This window comes from Actinoplanes sp. ATCC 53533, from assembly GCF_003947245.1.
Genome location: NZ_QHHV01000055.1, coordinates 50,730 through 68,203, shown reverse-complemented (window position 1 = coordinate 68,203; position 17,474 = coordinate 50,730). Strand labels below are relative to the sequence as shown.

The 17,474-nt window shown below is 72.7% G+C and carries 13 protein-coding genes; 11 read left to right on the top strand and 2 right to left on the bottom strand.

Annotated elements, in window-relative coordinates:
- Positions 1-20: 20 nt before the first annotated feature.
- The 3 genes from DMB66_RS18825 to DMB66_RS18820 are packed head-to-tail and all read left to right on the top strand — an operon-like array spanning position 21 to position 1,433.
- Positions 21-1,091 (top strand): hypothetical protein, encoded by a 1,071-nt coding sequence (locus DMB66_RS18825; protein WP_125805403.1) that lies wholly within the window; start codon positions 21-23, stop codon positions 1,089-1,091.
- A gap of 19 nt (positions 1,092-1,110) precedes the next feature.
- Complete coding sequence (locus DMB66_RS65240; protein ID WP_255440832.1) at positions 1,111-1,239, top strand: hypothetical protein; 129 nt, start codon at positions 1,111-1,113, stop codon at positions 1,237-1,239.
- Positions 1,240-1,244: 5 nt separating this feature from the next.
- Positions 1,245-1,433 (top strand): hypothetical protein, encoded by a 189-nt coding sequence (locus DMB66_RS18820; RefSeq protein ID WP_125805402.1) that lies wholly within the window; start codon positions 1,245-1,247, stop codon positions 1,431-1,433.
- A gap of 5 nt (positions 1,434-1,438) precedes the next feature.
- Here DMB66_RS18820 and DMB66_RS18815 read toward each other — a convergent pair whose 3' ends face one another.
- Positions 1,439-3,589, bottom strand: coding sequence for a CHAT domain-containing protein (locus tag DMB66_RS18815; RefSeq protein ID WP_125805401.1), 2,151 nt, complete (start codon positions 3,587-3,589; stop codon positions 1,439-1,441).
- Between the two features lie 124 nt (positions 3,590-3,713).
- Between DMB66_RS18815 and DMB66_RS18810 the strand changes: the two genes are divergently transcribed.
- Positions 3,714-7,397 (top strand): CHAT domain-containing protein, encoded by a 3,684-nt coding sequence (locus tag DMB66_RS18810; protein ID WP_125805400.1) that lies wholly within the window; start codon positions 3,714-3,716, stop codon positions 7,395-7,397.
- 10 nt (positions 7,398-7,407) lie between these two features.
- Here the strand turns inward: DMB66_RS18810 and DMB66_RS18805 are convergent, their stop codons facing one another.
- Positions 7,408-10,215 (bottom strand): CHAT domain-containing protein, encoded by a 2,808-nt coding sequence (locus DMB66_RS18805; RefSeq protein ID WP_125805399.1) that lies wholly within the window; start codon positions 10,213-10,215, stop codon positions 7,408-7,410.
- Positions 10,216-10,252: 37 nt separating this feature from the next.
- On the opposite strand from DMB66_RS18805, the gene DMB66_RS18800 reads away from it, so the two are divergent.
- The 7 genes from DMB66_RS18800 (at position 10,253) to DMB66_RS18770 (ending at position 17,457) form a co-directional block, all read left to right on the top strand.
- Entirely contained in the window at positions 10,253-11,020 is a 768-nt protein-coding gene (locus DMB66_RS18800; protein WP_125805398.1) for a hypothetical protein, read from the top strand.
- Positions 11,021-11,089: 69 nt separating this feature from the next.
- On the top strand, positions 11,090-11,920 hold the full coding sequence (locus tag DMB66_RS18795; RefSeq protein ID WP_125805397.1) for a hypothetical protein: 831 nt from the start codon (positions 11,090-11,092) through the stop codon (positions 11,918-11,920).
- Positions 11,917-12,678: a hypothetical protein gene (locus tag DMB66_RS18790; RefSeq protein ID WP_125805396.1), complete on the top strand. Its 762-nt coding sequence runs from the start codon at positions 11,917-11,919 to the stop codon at positions 12,676-12,678. Before DMB66_RS18795 ends, DMB66_RS18790 begins: the two co-directional genes overlap by 4 nt.
- 4 nt (positions 12,679-12,682) lie before the next feature.
- On the top strand, positions 12,683-13,144 hold the full coding sequence (locus DMB66_RS18785; protein WP_125805395.1) for a hypothetical protein: 462 nt from the start codon (positions 12,683-12,685) through the stop codon (positions 13,142-13,144).
- A complete protein-coding gene (locus DMB66_RS18780) occupies positions 13,141-14,034 on the top strand; it encodes a hypothetical protein (RefSeq protein ID WP_125805394.1) in 894 nt (297 codons plus the stop codon). Before DMB66_RS18785 ends, DMB66_RS18780 begins: the two co-directional genes overlap by 4 nt.
- Positions 14,031-15,212 carry an OmpA family protein gene (locus tag DMB66_RS18775; protein WP_125805393.1) on the top strand — a complete coding sequence of 394 codons (1,182 nt, stop codon included), beginning with the start codon at positions 14,031-14,033 and terminating at the stop codon, positions 15,210-15,212. Before DMB66_RS18780 ends, DMB66_RS18775 begins: the two co-directional genes overlap by 4 nt.
- Positions 15,213-15,219: 7 nt before the next feature.
- The gene (locus DMB66_RS18770; protein ID WP_125805392.1) at positions 15,220-17,457 is read left to right on the top strand and encodes a serine/threonine-protein kinase; all 2,238 of its coding nucleotides are present in this window, start codon (positions 15,220-15,222) and stop codon (positions 17,455-17,457) included.
- Positions 17,458-17,474 lie beyond the last annotated feature (17 nt).

Sequence of the window (17,474 nt, the reverse complement as noted above, 5' to 3'; positions counted from 1 at the left end):
CCGACATCAGAGGAGTTGCCGTGGCCGATTCGAGGTCGTTCGGCGCGGCGGACGAGGTCCGCCGGCTGGCTCGCGAGGGCATCCTCGCGGAGGAATTCCGGACCGCCGACGCCGAACGGCGGCGTCACCTGCGTGCGGGTGCCGGCGCGATCGCCGGTCCGTTGCTGTTCCTGCGGTTGACCAGACCGCTCGAGCTCCGGCGCGGCCACCTCCGATGCGCCGTCGGGCTCCAGGGGCTGGCCGCCGAGTGCCTGGATCGCTATCACCATGATCTCGACGCGGTCCTGGATCATCTCTTCGCCCGGGCTGTCACACCCATCGACAATCTCGAAGGCTGGCTCGCCCTGCGGCTGCGCCCGGCCACGGTGGACGGCTACCGCAAGCGCCGCGGCGAGCGTGGCGCCCCGCAGCGCCCCCGCGTCCCGCGCTGGCTGGCCGACGAGCTCGGTCACGACAGCTGGCGCCTGGAACTGGCCGTCGCCATCCTCGAGTGGTCCGGTAATGACGCGACGGCCGGCTCCTCGCTGTGGCCGCTCACCTCCTGGGCCGAGCGGCGAGCCGCGCACACCGGCGACCACACGGCGACCGAGGCCGTGGTCTCTCAGGAGGTCGAGATCGTGCTGAACGCCATGCGCCGGCGCACCACCTGGTACGAGAAGAACGTCGAGCGCCCGATCGGCCGCAAGAGCGCACCGGTCTGGATCCCGTCCCGCAGTGCCGATGGCACGCACGCCGAACCGGAACCGGTCGTCGTCGCGCTCCACGAGCGCACCGACGCCCTGCTCAATGAGCTCGCCGCCCGCGCCATCGAGCTCCTTGACATCCGCATCGGGCGGGGCCAGGAACCGGATGAGGCCGTTTCCGAGGTGCTGCACGCCGTGTTCGGCGGCGTGCCCTGCTCCGACGGCCTGGACCGGACGCCGGACGCCGGCGAAACCGGCCCCGAACAGGTGATCAGCCTGATCGGTGACCCCGACCGGCTCGACCGGATCATCGCCGTCGTGGTGACCCTGCTCTCCCGGCCGCCGCAGTCACCGAGCACCGAGAATGACGGCTCTCTGGACCGTCCGTCAGAACGCTGGGAGGGCTAGCATCGGAAGGGTGAGGGCGATGACTGAGACGGACCTGGGGGCGATGGCCGGCGAGCGCCCCACCAGCCGGCCGTCACGGCGGCACGTCCGCGCGACGGATCCGGCCAGATCGCCGTTGCGGACCGCGCGGGCCCGCAACGGCCGCTGACCGCCATGTGGTTGCCCAGCGACGACCTGCACGACGTACTGGTGCGCGAGCTGCGTGCCGCGGTGCACGCACGACTGGCTGGTGGTGCCGATCCGGCCGAGGTGCTGGCCGATCTCGATCGTCGGCTGGCGGCCCTGCGCGAGATGGAGCTCGCCGAAGCCCGGAGAGCCGGGCCACCGACGCAGGGCGGATGAGATCGTCATACTCCGATGTGGATGAACGGAACCCAGTGCGCGGGCGGGAGGCTGTGGCCGGCCGGGACGTGCGTCTCGACCGCCTCCACGTCGCGCACCCGGCTGGCGTGGCGTGCGTCGGCCAACCGGGCGTAGGCGGCGACGCGCCGGCTGTCGTCCATCGCACGCAAGTCCCGGGAAGCACAGGCCAATGCCTCCGCGACGGTGTGGCCGCGGGTCAGCCGCCGGTACATCGTGGTCATCAGCAGGCAGGCCGAGATGTCATCGACCGGCCAGAGCGACACGATCAGGTGGCGGACGCCGGCCGCGAGCGCCGCCCGGGTCAGGCCGAGCACGTCCCCGCCGGCGGTCGCCCGGCCCCTGCCGGTGTGGCAGGCTGACAACACCAGCAGGTCGACATCCAGGTCCAGCGCGGCCAGGTCCGGCAGCGTGAGCCGATCCGCTCCGGACAGAGCCAGTTCACTCAGGTAGGGCCGCAACTCGTCGACCGCGCCATGGGTGGCCAGGTGGACGATGGATCGGCCGACCGCGTGATGGGCGAACGCCTCGCTGGTCGAGGCCGGCCCGGCCAGCACCAGCGCGGAGGGGAGCCGGCTCGCGATAGCCCGGACCTCGACCCCGGTGCCGGGCAGCCGCGGCAGATCGGCGTACTGCGGATCGCCGACCAGCAGCGCCTTGCCGGTGTCGAGCCGCCGGCCGGCCTCGGACCGGGTCAGCAGCGCGGCCGACGGCAGCACGGACAGCACGAAGTGCTCGGCCAACGCGACCCGGTTCAGCGGCAGGACGGCGAACGGAAGCAGCATCAGATTCCCGGGCGGCGCCACGAAGAGGCGGTCGATTCCCGTCAGCGCCGTGGCCACCGGCTCGATGAGGTCGACCGCCAGGCGGGCCGCCAGATCCGGGACGCGGTCACCGTCGGCGGCCGGATCGGCGCACGCCGAGTGCAATTCGCGGACCGCCCGGGCCAGGTCACGGCGCGACAGGTTCCGCCGGCGGCAAACGACCCCGTCGCGACGGACCGCCCAGACGAGCAGGTCCCGGTCGAACGACTGGTAGTAGAGCAGCGCGGCGTTGGCGGGCAGCGACTGCCGGATCTCGTCCAGGCTCGGCCCGGCCGGCCACCCGACCGGCGAGCCCGACGACACCCGGTCCACGGCTGACTCGGCCGCCACGACCTCGGCGGCCACGTCGGCGTGCCGGGGCTCGGCACCGCGCAGCGCGGCCGCGGCCAGTCGCTCATGAGTGGCACCCAGGCGGGCTTCGGCGCCGCGGATCGCCGGGCTCCGGCCCGGTTGTGTGATCGCCGCCCGCACCCGGTCGGCCAGTCCGAACGCGCCCCCGACGTCACCCAGCTCCACCCGGGTCCGGACGGCGACGTGGTACATCCCGGCGACGGCCACATGATCGCCGGCCAGCGCGCGATAGTAGTCATTCGGCACCGGTGCTCGCTCGAACGCGGCGACCGCCCGCCCGGCCAGATCGTCGGCCGCCTCGACGTCGCCCAGGTCGAGCGCGATGCCGGCGCGGCGGCCGAGGTCCGACCAGGTCGGTTCGGGCGGCAACGCCGGGGCCAGGGCGAGGATCTCCCGGGCCTTCTCCGGCCGCCCAGCCAGGATGTTCAGCTCCGCCATGGCGACCGGGTCGGGCAGATCGAGGTCGTCGAGCACCCGCCACGCCTCGGCCATCCGATCCAGTTCGATCAGCAGAACTGCCTCCAGGTACGACCCGGCCGGCGCCCTCGGCAGCGCCTGCTCCCGCAGGCTGCGCCCCTCGCCCAGCCGCCCCGCGTGGTCGGCCCGCGTCGCCCGGTGCCGCAGCGTGAGGGCCTCGATACGGCGATCCGCGTCCCGCAGATCCCGCACCGCGTCCCGGATCGCCTCGAACCCGTACCCGACCGCGGGCAGCGCCGCGGCGACCCGCAGGCACTCGGTCAGGCGTTTCCCGGCCAGCTCGGTGCAATCGGGATCGGCCAGCTCCTCGGCGATCCGGTTGAGCCTCAGCGTGGCCACCGCGGCCCGGGCGAACGCCATCGGATCCCCGAGCGCACCCAGTGCGATGCCCAGCCGCTCACGGCCGTCGGCGGCGCTCACCGCGAGCGCCGCCCACCGGGCGTTCCGGTCGACGAGCCATCGCGCGAGATCCTCCTCGTCCGGCATGCGGACCCTCCCTTTCGCCGGCCGGCCACACCGAACCGCTGGAACACGCCGATGCGGTCGGTCTCCGCCAAAGTCATCTCCCAGAGGGCTCTGACGGACAGCGCGCGTCCGTCAGAACAGTGACGTGGACGAGAATTCTCTCGATTATGATTTCGACACTCCGCCCGAGCTGATCGACCGAGCCATCGCCGAGCCCGCCGAGCCGGACGACGATCCGCTGGCCTGGTACGGCCTCGCATGGTTGCGGTGGCTCCGGTGCGGCCAGGCCGCCCTCGTCCCCGGCCGCCGGTCGGCGCCGGACGACCTCGACCGGATCATCGGCGCCTGCGACCGGGCGCTGGCCCTGCTCCGCTCCGACCGGCCGGGCGGGGCCGGACTCGAGACCGCGCTGGTCCAACTGCTGGCGGAAGCGCTGCAGAACCGCGACTCCGGCGGTGACCTCGACCGCGCGATCGACCTCGGGACCCGGACGATCCGTCGCCTCCCGCCCGGCGGGCCCGAGTGGTTCGCCCTCACGAACGTGCTCGGCGACAACCTCTTCGGCCGATTCGCCCGGCACCACCGGGCGGACGACTTCGACGCGGCCGAGCGGGCCTTCCGGGCTTTGCTCGACATCGGATGGCCGGACCGGCCCTCCCTGTGGCTGCGGCTCGGCTCGCTCCACGAGGAACGCTTCCGGGCCGGCGGAAACGTCGCGGATCACCGGCACGCGTTGAGGATCCTGCGAACCGGGTGGGAGGAGGGATCGGGATATCCGATGCTGGCGATGTCCTACGCCGACGCCGTCATCAACTCCGGTGCGGCCGCCACGGCGGGCGAGCTGGACAGCGTCATCGACCTGTCGGCGACGGTCGGCCTCGGGTCGGTGCCGACGGCGTTGCAGCCACAGTGGCATTACCTGCTGATGGTCGCGCATTTCCGCCGCGCGGTCGCCGGCGAGCGATCCGACCCGGCCGAGCTGCGCGCCGCGGCCGAGGAGGCCGGCCGTCTGATCGGGCACCCGGCCACCGAGGCGGATCTGATCGCCGAGGCCCGCGCGGTGCGGGCGACCGCCCGGCTCGACCTCGCGGCGATCACCGGTGACCGGATGGCCGATATCGAACCGATCCTCGCCGACCTCGCAGCGGTCGGGCCGCAGGTCAATCCTCAGCTTCGCCGATCCGTGGACGCGCGACTCGTCCGGCTGCTGGCCGAACGGGCCCGCCGATCCGGCTCCGACCGGGATGCCGCCGCGGCCGAGGCGGCCGCGGCCGAGACGCTCGCCCGGCTGCCCGAGCGGTCGCCGGAATGGGCGGAGGTGGGCTACCACCTGGCTTACCTGTCGATCGTGAGCGCGGAGGCAGGACGCGCCGGCCCGATCGCCGCCGACCGGGCCGTCGACATGCTCGGCCGGATCGTCGCGGGCGGCAGCACGCCACCCAAGATTCGAGCGGCCGCCGCCACGCAACTCGCCACGGCGGCGTCCGCACTCGCCTACTACGTCGGCGGCGACCCGGCAGCCGTGGACACCGCGATCAACCAGGCCTACAAGGCGCTTCGAGAGACCAGCCGCGACGACCTCAACCGGGTCGCGATGGCCGCCTCGGTGGCCAACGCGCTGATCCTGCGGTATGAGATGCGCGGCAGCCTGGCCGACCTCCGCTGGAGCCTCGACCTGCTGAACGACGTACGGAACGAGGTGCCCGATGATCCCCAGCGGCACGAACTGGACCTCAGCCTGGCCCAGGCCCGGATCCTGTGGTGCGAGGCCACGAACGAGACTCCCCCGGCCGGCACGTTGGAGCTCCTGACCGGCGTGCTGGCCGCCGCGCCGCCCGGCGATCCGCGGCGGGTCCAGGCGCTGCGCGGTCTGGCCGGCGGGTACGCCATGCGCGCCGGGGCGACGGGGCAGCCGGACGACTGGACCGAGGCCGTCCGGTACGCCCGCGAGATGCTGGCCGGTCTGCCGCCCAGCGCCCCCTTCACGGCCCTGATGCGACTGAGCGCGGGCAGCACCATGCTCCTGGCCGGCCGCGTCCAGGACGCTCCGCATCTCGTCCGCGAAGGCACCGATCTCCTCGCCGCCGCCCTGCGCGAACCGGCCGGTCACCTGCTCCGCGCCCGCTTCCTGACCGGGTACGGCATGGCGTTGCTCGACCTGTACCAGCGTGAGTCCCGTCCGGACGATCTCGGCCGCGCCGTCCGAACGCTGCGTGAGGCCCACCAGCTGGCGAGCGATGAGCCGGGGCAACGCGGTGCCGCCGAGGTCGGGTTCGCCCTCAGCACGGCGCTCGCCGCCGCCGGGGACCTGAACGCCGCGGTCGAGTCCGGCCGGGCGGCGCTGCGGGCCCGGGCCTGGCAGGTGCTCCTGCAGTCCGGAACCCAGGACGCGATGGTCGCCGCCCGCGCCACCGCGTCCGAGGCGCTCCGGTTGGCCCACGTGGCTCTGGACGCCGGCGACCGCGCCGGCGCCTGGTCGGCGCTGGAGACCGGCCGCGGGCTCGTCCTGCACGCCGCGACCGTGGCCGCGACCGTCCCCGATCTCCTGCGCCGGGCGGGCGAAACCGAACTCGCCGCCCAGTGGACCCAGGACCCCGTGCCGGACGGGGCCAGTACGCGCTGGCGGGACGCCGCCCCGGCGATTCCCGGCGACGCCCGCTTCCGGACGCTGACTGTCCTCGGACAGCAGGCGCGGCTGCTCGACCCGCCGTCCATCGAGGACCTCGGCGAAGCGCTGACCGCCATGGCCGCCGACGCGTTGGTGTATCTGTGCCCCGGCCTGGACGGCGCTTCCGGGCTTGCCCTCATCGTTGCCAGGGATGGCAGCGTCGACGCTCTGGACCTGCCCGCGCTCACCGGCGACTGGGCCGTGCCGTCAGCCGTGCAACAGGCCGTCGCCGTCCGGGAAATCAGCCCGGTGCCCGACAGCACCGCGGTCGGGAGCTCCCTCGCCGAGGTGTGCCGGACGGGCTGGGACGCGGCGATCCGACCGTTGCTCGACCACTGGCGCCCCGCCCACACCGGCGCACCGCATCTCGTGCTCGTGCCCAGCGGGGCCTTGGCCACAGTGCCCTGGCACGCGACATACGGCAACGGCCGCTGGGCGATCGACGAGGCCGCGTTCTCCTACATCGCCTCGGCGCGGCTGCTGGTCGAGGTCGCCCGCCGGACGGTCCCGCCGCTCAACGGAGCCGGGCTGGTGATCGGCAACCCCGACACCGGCGACCGGGACCAGGCTCTGCCGCACGCCGGAGCCGAGGCCAGCACGATCTTCCGGACGCACTACGCCGCGGGCCGGTACTGCGGCCGCCCCGACGGACCGGCCGTCACCGCCGACGGCCGCGGCACCCCGGAGGACGTCCTCGCCTGGCTGACCGCAACCGGCGCCCCGCCCGCCACCGTCCTCCACCTGGCCTGCCACGGCGTCATCCGGGCCGACGGTCCGGCCTCGTCCTACCTGCTGCTGTCGGACGGCACGCGCGTCTCATCCGAGGAGCTCATGCGAGCTGCCGCGGCCCGCCCGGCCGGCCGTTCGCCCGGACTGGTCTCGCTGGCGGCCTGCACGACCCACCGCGCCGGCCGCGCTTACGACGAGGCGGTGACCCTGTCCACCGCGTTCCTCGTGGCCGGCGCGACCAGCGCGATCGGCTCCCTCTGGCCGGTCCCGGACCGCGCGACGGCCCGGCTGATGGTCAGCTTCCACGACCATCTGGCCGCCCACGGCCGCCGGCCGCACGAGGCGCTGAGAGCCGCCCAGCGTGAGATGCGCACCGCCGGTGACGACACATCCCTGACCGGCTGGGCGGGTTTTGTCCACCTCGGCTGGTAGCCGACCCCAACTAACGTCCAAAATGGACGAACGCCGCCCACTCGGTGGGAGGCGCCGGCTCCGATCGGGTGGTCAGGGCCCGAAGCTGGGCCGGCATCGTGGCGGGCGGCCGGTGGTTCGGGGCGATCATCCAAAGCTGGGCCCGGCGCAGGGCCTCGGCCGGTGGCAGGTTCTCCTGCCGCAGGTAGTGGTGGAACATGAACATCAGGACCGAGGTGGCCGCGTCGGGAACGCTCCACTGGGTGCCGACCACCGTTGCCACGTTGTTGGCCAGCAACGTCGTGCTCAGGCTGAACGCCTCGTCGTCCCCGCGGCCACAGACCCCGCTGCTGCACGCGCCCAGCACCGCCAAGGCGATCGGGCGGCCGACGCCGGCCGCCGACGACACGAGTTCCTCGGCCGACAGGCGTTCGCCGCCGGACAGCAGCAGGTAGGACGTGTCCGCGGTGTCCGTGCCGGGCTCGACCACGCCGTGACACGCCAGGTGCAACAGCGCACCCGCCTCGCTGGCGTCGGCCAGCCAACCCGTCACGTCCTTCCGGGTGCCGGGGCCCTCGGGAGCGGTGGAGCCGTCGGGAAGACGGCCTACGTAGCGGGCCGCCGGGTAGAAGGCCTCCCGGATCGCCCACGCCTCGTCCCGGGCCGCGCTCAGTTCGGCGGCAGCGCCGGCCGTGTCCGGGTCGGCGACGATCAGGCATCGTTCCGCGGCCGGCGCGGCGCCTCGCCAGGCCAGGTCGCAGAGCAGGCGCGCCGATGGGGCGTACGAGAAGGTCGCGTCCTCGATCGCATAGCGCAACCGGCCGTCGACCGTCCGGCGGGAGGCGTGCCAGGGGATCCGGACCAGCTCCCCCATCGGGATCAGCACGATCCTGGACGCGTCCGGGATGCGGGCGAGGACCGGGCCGATCGCCGCCGTCCAGGCCCGTTCGCACAGGTCTTCCAGCGTGCCGATGGGGGCCGACGCGGTCAGGTCACGGCGCTGACTGGTCCGCGTGGTCGCGGTCAGGAACGTGTCGAAGTCAGCTCCCCAGCCGTGGACCAGCTGAGGCAGCATCAGCCAGGTCGGCGGCTCCGCGGCCGGCACGATCACCGCCGCCCCGGAGCGCTCCCGGCCAGGCATCAGGTAGACGAGGGCGTCGGCGCCGAGTGAGGTGAGCGCCACCCGGACCTCGTTGAGGTCGGGCGGCGCCAGCAGGCGCACCGAACCGGCGTCCAGGGGCGCCTGGGCGGTCCCGGCCGCGTCGAGGGGGATGTGGGCGATCGCGCTGATCACCTCGCGCCGCAGCTCACCGGGCACCTCGGAAGCGTCACCGGCCGTGGCGAGCCACCGCTCGGCCAGGTCGGGCCGGCCCTCGTCAACCAGGCGAACAGCCAGCTCCCGGGTCTCGGTGGCGGCGTACAGGATCAGGGCTCGGCCGGCGTCCAGGGCCATCGCCGCCGACTCGGGATCGTTGTCCTGGATGCACCACGACGCGACGTCCATGGCGTCTCCGGCCGCGTTCCGGGCGGCCACCTGGGCGGCCGCGGTGTCCGCCTGGAGCAGCACGTTCCACGCGTGTCCCCGCAGGCCGGACAAGGCCACCTCGCGGCCCCGCACCCGCTGCCCGGCGAGACGGTAGGCGTGCGCCAGCGGGTTGCTCAGGGTGGTCCAGTGCCCGTGCAGATCCGAACCGGCGATCGCCCGCGCCTTCTCCAGCAGCTGGATCGCCTCGGTCAGGTCAGCGCGGCCGGCGAGCATCTCCACCCGGCGCAGTAGGGCGGTCCCCAGAGTGGACAGGTAGAAGACCAGTCGATGGTCGTGTTCCCCGGCCAGCGAGACTGCCTCGCGCAGATGATCGACGGCCGAGTCGAGCATGGCGTCCGAGTCGTACCCGTAGCCCATCTCGGCGAAGCCGAGGGTGTGCAGACGCACGGCGCGCTCGGCCGGCGCCAGCCCTTGCGCCGCGGCCTGGTCGCGCAGCGTCGCCAGATTCTGATCCGCGTTCGGCGACGGCGTAGCGGTTGTGCCGGTGGTGGCGGCGGTGGTGAGCGTGTCGTTCAGGTCCAGGATCGGACCGAGGTTCTTGATGAGGTCGGCCGTCTGGCGGTGGGCCGGGTCACCCGGCGGCAGGCCACCGATGATCTGCTGAGCGTTGCGTATCTCGGCGGCGAACAAGGTGAAGTCGCCCCGAATCGCTGCGGCGTACGCCTCGGCCATCGCGGCCATGGCCGTGGCTCTGATCCGGATCTTCGAGGTGTCGCCGATCCCGCTGTCCTCCAGCGTCGTCAGAAACTCGCGGATCCGCCCGGGTGACTTGATCACTTCGCTGGGACTGCCGTCGTGGAAGTCGCGGAGCATGGTCAGCCCGACGCGGGCGGTCTCCACCAGGTCCTGTTGCGGGCGCACGCCGGCCGCGGTCGCGGCGAGACCCTCGAGTTCCTGAATGGCGGCCCGGACATTGAACCCCGGACCGCCGTGCATCGACGCCTCCAGCAGTGATCGGGCCCGCACCGCGGCCGCGGTTGCCGGCCACTCTCCGAGCGGCCGGGGATCCTCATTCGCCACCGCGGTCAGCGCCGCGGCCCGGGGGTCACTCGACTGTTGCGCCTGAATCATGCTGGTGACCAGGATCGACGCCAATTTCGGCCGGCCCGGGAAATCGGCCGGCAGTTCGTCGAAATCGGCGAGGGCGGCGGCCAGGTCGGCGTCCGCCCGGTCCTGGCCGAACCGGGTCGCGAGCATCCAGCAGCGCGCGAACCGCCAGGCGGCGTCATCGGACGCGCCCACCTGGACGATCGCTGCGGACGTGCGGTCGATCATCGCCTGGAGATCTGTCATACCTGTCTTCTGACGGACGCGTCCGTCAGAAGCCAACATGACCAACCACGTCCTGAGTGTTCTCATCCAGATGCCGGCCGAGCGGCTGCCGACGGTGATCGCCCGGCTCACCGCCGAGGGGGACCTGCTCGGCCGGGCAGTGGCGTACGGGCGCAGCTACCAGTTCGACCACCGGCCGCAGACACTCATGGACGCCCTCGCCGATCTGGAAGCGTCCAGCGGCTCAACCGCCGACCGGTCGGCCGCTGCCCGGTTCCTGGCCCTGCGGGTGATCGAAGCGACGCTGGTCGGGCAGCGCGTCGGCACGTCCCGGGTGATCAGCATGCTGGCCGGCGCCGAGGACGACCCGGATGATCACGGCAGTCTCGACGGTTTGCGGGCAATGGCATACGCCGCCGGTGCGCTCGGCGACGAGCCGGGCACCGACCCGGCGGCAGCGCTGGCCGAGTTGGACGCGATGTCGCCACCCCGGGACTCCTCCTACGCCGCGCTCTGGCCGGCCCTGCGCAATGGGCTGTCGGTGCGGATCGCCGCCGACCGGCAGGACATGAGCCTCATGCCGGACGTCTCCGCGCAGGTGGCGGCGATGAAGGCCGATCACCGGTTCGGCCCGGCGCAGCATCCGGCGATCGAGCTCATGGAGATCATGAGCGAGATGATGGCCGCCGTTCAACGGCGGGACGTGGCCGCCGCGACGGCCGCGACCACGCGGATGCGGGCGGCACTCGACCACCTGCCGGCCGGCGACCCCACTGTGGACGCCCTGCGCGCCCAGCTCAACGCAGCGATGTCCCAGCTCGGTTGAGCTGAGATTCCCCGGTCCGTCAGAGAAGGGCGGACAGCGACACCACGAGGTTCGGAAGGACGCGGCGTGATGAATTGGCCGTTCGCGGCGCCGGAAACGGCCGCCACGCTGACCGGGATCACGGTCCTGATCATGGCCGCCTCGTTCATCGTAGGCCGGCGTCACCGGTCGCAGCAGCGGCAGGTGATCGCCGAGGCGCTCGAGAGCATGGCCGAACACCTGGCCGCCGGGTTGACCACGACCGCCCAGGAGCAGCGCCGGCTCGCCGTGGCTCTGGTCGATCAGCACAGGCTGGCCGCGCGGGTGGACGAGGACGTCCGGCCGTACGTCATCAGTGGTCCGGCAAAGCCGGGAACGCTCCCGCCGGCCACCGGCCGGCCGATCGACCACGTCGCCGCCGCCGTCGACGACCTACGGGCCATCGCGCAGCGCCGGGGCGACGCCGGCGCCACACCACCGGTACGAGGCTCGGCGCTCGGGCCGGTTCCGGGTCTGCAGGACTCGCCGGAGCTGAGGGAGGTCTACGAGGCGATGCTCACCACTCTCACCGACCGGATCCGGCAGGCCAACGCGGTCGTGCTGATGGCGGTGACGCTGGGTGCCGGTGACGCCAAGACCCGCGCCCGGATCGCCGACGCGCTGCGAACGGCGGACACCGGCCGGCAGGACAGCGAGACGCTGGCCGGCAAGGGCCGGCTGGTGTCGGCCGTGCACCGGCTGGCCCATACCGACACGCCGGTGCCGGAGAGCGGCGTGCCCGGCGAGGCCACCCGGCAGGACGTACGGCGCCAGTCGTCGACGCTCCGCGAGATCGTCGCCGGGCATGAGGCTGAACTGCTCGGCTGGCTGATCGACGCGCGAACCCGATGCGCGCCGGAGAAGGGTGGTACGGCGGCATGAGGTGGCGGCGACAGCCCACGGCGGCGAACGCACCGGAGCCGATCCCGTACGCGCCCCGCGATCGCAAGACCGACACCCGGCGTGGCCGGCGGGACGGGCGCAAGCGCATCCCGTCGTTCACCACGCTGACCGAGCAGCTCGAGGCCCAGGCCCGGGTCAGCACCCCGTACCAGGAAGAGCTGAGCCACGCGGGGATGTACCGGATCAACGAGCAGCACCGGCGTTTCCTCACCCGGATCACCGAGACCCGGGACGAGATCGCCCGGCTGCGTGGCGCCCTCGACACGGACCTGGAGATGATCGAACGGGCCCGGACCGCCCTGACCGAGAAACAGGCCGAACTGACCGAGTCCGAGCTGCAGCCGCGCAACTACCAGGAACTCCCGCTGACCGGCACGCCGGTGCTACACGGTCGCCGCGCCGCGATGCGCGATCAGCGGATCGCCGCGGCCCGTGCCGAACTGGCCCGGTGCGAGGCCGCAGCGGACGGCCGCCGCCAGGCGATCACCACGGCGACTGCTCGGATCGACCACGAGTTCGCCCTGGTCCAGGCCGGCGCCCGTCGCCTGGCCGACTACTACGTGCTGCGGATCGCGTCCTACTGGGACGCGGTCGTGCAGACCCATCCGGACGGCCGCAATCTCTCGACGGCCCTGCCGATCGTCTCCCTGACGCTTCCCTCGTGGGTCGACGCGACCTGCCAGGACGGCGTCATCACCCTTCCGGCTCCGGCCGGGATGCCACCCACCGAGGAGTGACGCGATGAGGATACCGCTGATTCCGCGGTGGAACCGCCGGCCACGCATGCCCCGCCCGCTGCGGCATGCCATGGCCGAACTCGAACAGCTCTCCCGGGAGCCAGTCGAATACACCATCGACCTCACCCCGATCATCGACAGCCTGCGGGAACACATCGGCGACCAGGCGCCCGACCCGGAAGACGTCCGGTTCCGGCAGGCCGTGGACGACTACATCCTGCACTCCATCGACGAGGTCAAGGCCGGCCTGCATGCCCGGCACGACGGATACATGGACCGGCTCGACCGGCTTGAGGTCTTGGTCCGGCCCTATCTGGACCGGGCCGTCACGATGAGCCGCAACACGCGCAGCCAGCTGTCCGATATGGACGCCGCGGTGACCAACGCGCTCGACCAGCTGAGTGATCCGGAGACCCCGATCTACGACCCCCGTGAAACCGACCCGCCGAGGGAGCCCCGGCCATGATCGAGCCCACCGCGCGGCCGGCGCGCCGCGTCATCCATGGCGACCTCTCGCAGATCGCCGGGCGGTCCTGGACGCATGGCCTGTTCTGGCTGGTCCTGCTGGCCGCCGGCGGCGTCGACGTGGTGACCTTCTACCAGGTGCTGATCCTGGTGCTGAACGTTCCGCCGCTGATGGTGACGATCGCGGTCGTCGGGTTCGCCTTGGTCGCGCTGACTCTCGCCCACTACGCCGGGCTCCAGGCTCGGGCCACACTCAACCCGCGGAACATCACCGGCTCGAAGACGCTGGCGCTCGTGCTCGGCGGGACCTGGGCGATGCTCGGCGGGACCGCGTTCGTCGTACGGCTGGTCCTGGAGCCGGCCAGCGGAAGCGCCGGCGCCTCGACGTTCGCCACCGACGGCGGCGCCGTCACCGACGGCCTGGGCACCGGCGGGCCGGACCCAGAGCTGTACCTGTCGGCGCTGCTCTTTCTCGTGCTGTACATCGCCACCGGGGTGGTGGCGAGCCTGGCCGGCTACTTCCGGCAGGAGCCGGCCGCCCAGCAGTTCGGCCGAGCGGCCGCCAAGCGGACCGCGGCAGCCCACAAGCACGCGGACACGCATTGGGAGTTCTCCCAGGCCGAACAGGTCTGGCTGGCGATCAGCCGAGCACGCGAGCGCCGCGAAGCCGCGATGGCGCAGGTGGATCGGCAGTTCGAGGCGACCGCGAACCGGCTCCGGGCGGACGCGGAGCTGATCATCGCACGCAACCGGAATGTGGCCCGGGCACTGGGCCGGACCGGGTCGGACGATCCGACGGTGCCGATCCAGCTCGCGCCCCCGTACCCGCCACCGCCGCAGCCGCCACATCAACGTCGACCGGGAACGGGCGAATCAGAGGAGGCACCGTGAACCACCGAATCCGCGGCCTGCTGGCCGCATCCACGATGGCCGCAGGCTCATTCTTCAGCTGCGACGGTGGCGGCGCGTTTCCGCCGGAGCCGGTGTCGATCAAGTGCCCAGCCGCGGCCCACCAGGGCCAGGCCATCACGCTGGTCGTCGGCGCCCGGGCGAACAGCCCGGCGCCCGGCCTGCCCGACGAGGTCCAGGGCCTGATCCGCGAGGCCGCCAAGAACTCGAAGCAGGTCCAGATCGTCCGGGTGGACGGGGAGCCGACGGTGGCGCTGGACGCCACCTTCAAGACCGACGGCAACAACCCGGACATCCGCGACCGGGAGCTGCGGACGTTCCTGGACCAGGTCAGCGGATACGGAAAGACCCTGAAGCCCAAGAAGCCGCAGGCCGACGTGCTCACCGCACTGACGGTGGCCGCGCGGAGCACGCCGGCGAACGGCACGATCGTGGTCATCGACTCGGGGATCCCGACCATCGGGCCGCTGAGCTTCACGAACCCGGAGATGTTCACCGCGGACCCGAAGGAGGTCGTCGAGTTCCTCGGTTCCGAGAAGCTGATGCCCGACCTGGACAAACGCAACGTCGTGCTGGTCGGTCTGGGCGACACCGCCGACCCGCAGCCGGCCCTGCCGGAAAATCTCCACAAGCAGGTCACCGACCTGTGGACGACGATCGCCGAGAAGGCCGGCGCGGGCTGCGTGTACGCGCTGAAGTCCGCGGCCACCCGCACGGCGGTTCCGACCGACGTACCGGTCAGCGTCGTCGCGCTGCCGAAGCCGCCGGTCTTCCCCGAGTGCGGCACCACCGTGCTCACCGACAGCAGCCCGGTCGGATTCACCGTCGACACCGCCGACTTCCGCGACCCGAAGGGCGCCCGGGCCACGCTGAAACAGCTGGCGACGCGGATGGCCGGGCATTCGCAACGGGTCCAGCTCACCGGCACCACCTCCAGCGAAGGAAGCGACGCGGCCAACCAGGACCTGTCCGAGCGCCGAGCCGACGCGGTCGAGGACGTCCTGGTCGATCTCGGGGTGGCGCAGTCGCGCATCAGCGCCCGTGGCGCCGGCGAACACTATCCGGGACGGGTGCGGGACACCACGGCCGAGGGCACGCTCATCCCCAGTGCCGCCGTCCGCAACCGCTCGGTGGTAGTCAAGCTGTCCTGCGACGGTTGATCCCACGATGACCCATCCGGCACCCGATGCCGATGCGCCCGCCACCGAACTCGACCCCGGCCGGCGCCGGCTTGACGACGGCGACATCACCCAGCTGGACCCGGGGCGGACCAGGCCCGCCGTCCCGGAAGGGCTGCCGCCGGAACTCGACGCGCGTTTCGTCGTGCTGCGCCGGCTCGACCGGGCCGGCGCCGAGGGGGACATCTACCTCGTCCAGGAGCGGGCCAGCGGCACCGAGCGGGTACTGAAGCTCTATCGGGACCCGGGGCCGGAGCCCGCGGTGCGGACGTTCCTGGAGAGCAAGCAGAGCCGGTACGCCGTGACGGTCGCCGAGGTCGGCACGGCGGCCGACCGCCGGTACGAGGTGCTGGAGCACCTGGCCGGCGGAAGTCTGGCCGAGCTGCGGCGCGACGACCCGAACCGGCTCACCGCCGAGGTGCTGACTGAGATCGTCCGGCAGCTCGCCGACGCGCTGGGCGAGATGCACGCGAACCGGATCGTGCACCGGGACGTCAAACCGGCGAACATTCTGGTACGCCGGCTGGCACCGCTCGAGGTCGCGCTGATCGACTTCGGCATCAGCCTGTATGTGCCGGCCGACATGCCGGCGGCCGACGCCTCCGGTACGGTGCGGTACCTGCCGCCGGAATACATCAGCGGCCGGTTGGTGTCGCCCGCGTTCGACTGGTGGTCGCTGGGGATCAGCGTTCTCGAACTGGCCACCGGGCAACCCTTCCTGGAAGGACTGGACAACCTTCTGGTGCGGGTCGAGATCACCGCCCGGCCGGTCAGCACCGAGGCCGTCGTGGACCCGCGCCTCCGGTTGCTGTGCCAGGGCCTGCTCGCTCAGAACCTGGACGACCGCTGGGGCGCCGCGGAGGTGACCGAGTGGCTGGCCGGCGGATCCCCGGCGGCGCCGACCGGGTACGCGGCTCCGGCCGGCGCCGCGGAGACCGAGATCGTGGCCGAACACTCCTACCCGTACGCCGACGCGGAGTACCGCAATCGCGTACTGCTCGCCGTGGCCATGACGGCGAACTGGGAGCACACCGTACAGCTGCTGTTCGGCCGCGATCCGGAGCCGCTGCGTGCGCTGAACGCCTGGCGGGAGCAGTTCCCGCCGGACCCGGGGTACACCGACGATCCCGGGCAGCCCGCCAACGTGCGCCTGCTGCGCCTGGTGCGGTCGATGGCGCCCATGCTCCCGCCGATCTACCGCGGCGTGAACGTCGTCCGCACCACGCTGCCGGCGATCGCCCAGGGCGCGTTCACCAACGACGCCAACCTGCCCGCGATCGTGGCGGAACTGTGGCGGTTCTACCTGCTGCCGCTGCTCGCCACCGGCCGCGCCGGCGGAGGCCTCGCCGGCGGCGACGGTCTCGATGAGGTCGACCGGCAGTGGCGGGGCCGGCTGCGGCGGTGGCAGGAGGCCGCGCGCGAGATCGAGGACCCCGGCGCACGTACGGAATTGGCGGGCGCCGGCGAGGGCCGGCAGCGGGCTCGCGCCCGAGCGCTGGCGCTGAGCCTGTGGGCGACGGTGGCGGATGACAACACGCGCGCCGAGATCCGGCGGGCGCGGGCGGCCGAGGCACGCCGGTTCCGGCTGCCGTGGTTCAGCCGCCTGCTGGAGCAGCCGGACGGCGTGTGGCTCGCCTACCAGGTCCGCGACTACGCCGAGGGACGCGCCGAGGAACAAATGGCCGCCGCCCAGCGCCGTGCCTGGCTGAACCGCAACCGCCGGTTCCGAGAGTGGTCGCGCCGGCAGAACCGGCCGGTCGCGCTCTCCTGGGCGGTCGCCGGGGTGTTCCTGATGACCTCCCTGTGCGGGGTCCTCATCGCCGTGAGCGACGCCGTCGCCCCCGCCTCGGACAGCGCGGTGCTGAACGCCTGGGTCGCCACGATGTTCGCCGGTGCCGCCGCGCTCACCGCGGAGGCGGTGCTGGCCTGGGAGATCGGCGGCCGGTTCCATCCGCGCTATTCGACTCTCGGCGCCGCGTTCATCGCGCTGGGCCGGGCGGCCCGGTCGCTCACCGGCCGCGGGATCGCGGTCGTCGTGCTCCTCGGGGTGCTGGGTCTGGCCGCCGTCCTGACCGCGTACCAGCCGATGATCACGCCGCTGCTCGCCGGCCTCGGCAGTGTGGCCTGGGCCGTCCCCCGCTACATGCATTGGCAGACCGACCGGGAGCAGGAGCGGGCCGAGGCGGACCGCGGCGCCCGCGAGCTGCTGGCGGCCCGCGCGACCTGATCAGAAGCGGCGTGTCC

What these genes read in the sequence shown, in the direction of transcription:
- DMB66_RS65240 (WP_255440832.1), top strand. Translation starts at nt 1,111, where the DNA reads ATGACTGAGACGGACCTGGGGGCGATGGCCGGCGAGCGCCCCACCAGC.
- DMB66_RS18820 (WP_125805402.1), top strand. Translation starts at nt 1,245, where the DNA reads ATGTGGTTGCCCAGCGACGACCTGCACGACGTACTGGTGCGCGAGCTG.
- DMB66_RS18815 (WP_125805401.1), bottom strand. Translation starts at nt 3,589, where the DNA reads ATGCCGGACGAGGAGGATCTCGCGCGATGGCTCGTCGACCGGAACGCC.
- DMB66_RS18805 (WP_125805399.1), bottom strand. Translation starts at nt 10,215, where the DNA reads ATGACAGATCTCCAGGCGATGATCGACCGCACGTCCGCAGCGATCGTC.
- DMB66_RS18800 (WP_125805398.1), top strand. Translation starts at nt 10,253, where the DNA reads ATGACCAACCACGTCCTGAGTGTTCTCATCCAGATGCCGGCCGAGCGG.
- DMB66_RS18795 (WP_125805397.1), top strand. Translation starts at nt 11,090, where the DNA reads ATGAATTGGCCGTTCGCGGCGCCGGAAACGGCCGCCACGCTGACCGGG.
- DMB66_RS18790 (WP_125805396.1), top strand. Translation starts at nt 11,917, where the DNA reads ATGAGGTGGCGGCGACAGCCCACGGCGGCGAACGCACCGGAGCCGATC.
- DMB66_RS18785 (WP_125805395.1), top strand. Translation starts at nt 12,683, where the DNA reads ATGAGGATACCGCTGATTCCGCGGTGGAACCGCCGGCCACGCATGCCC.
- DMB66_RS18780 (WP_125805394.1), top strand. Translation starts at nt 13,141, where the DNA reads ATGATCGAGCCCACCGCGCGGCCGGCGCGCCGCGTCATCCATGGCGAC.
- DMB66_RS18770 (WP_125805392.1), top strand. Translation starts at nt 15,220, where the DNA reads ATGACCCATCCGGCACCCGATGCCGATGCGCCCGCCACCGAACTCGAC.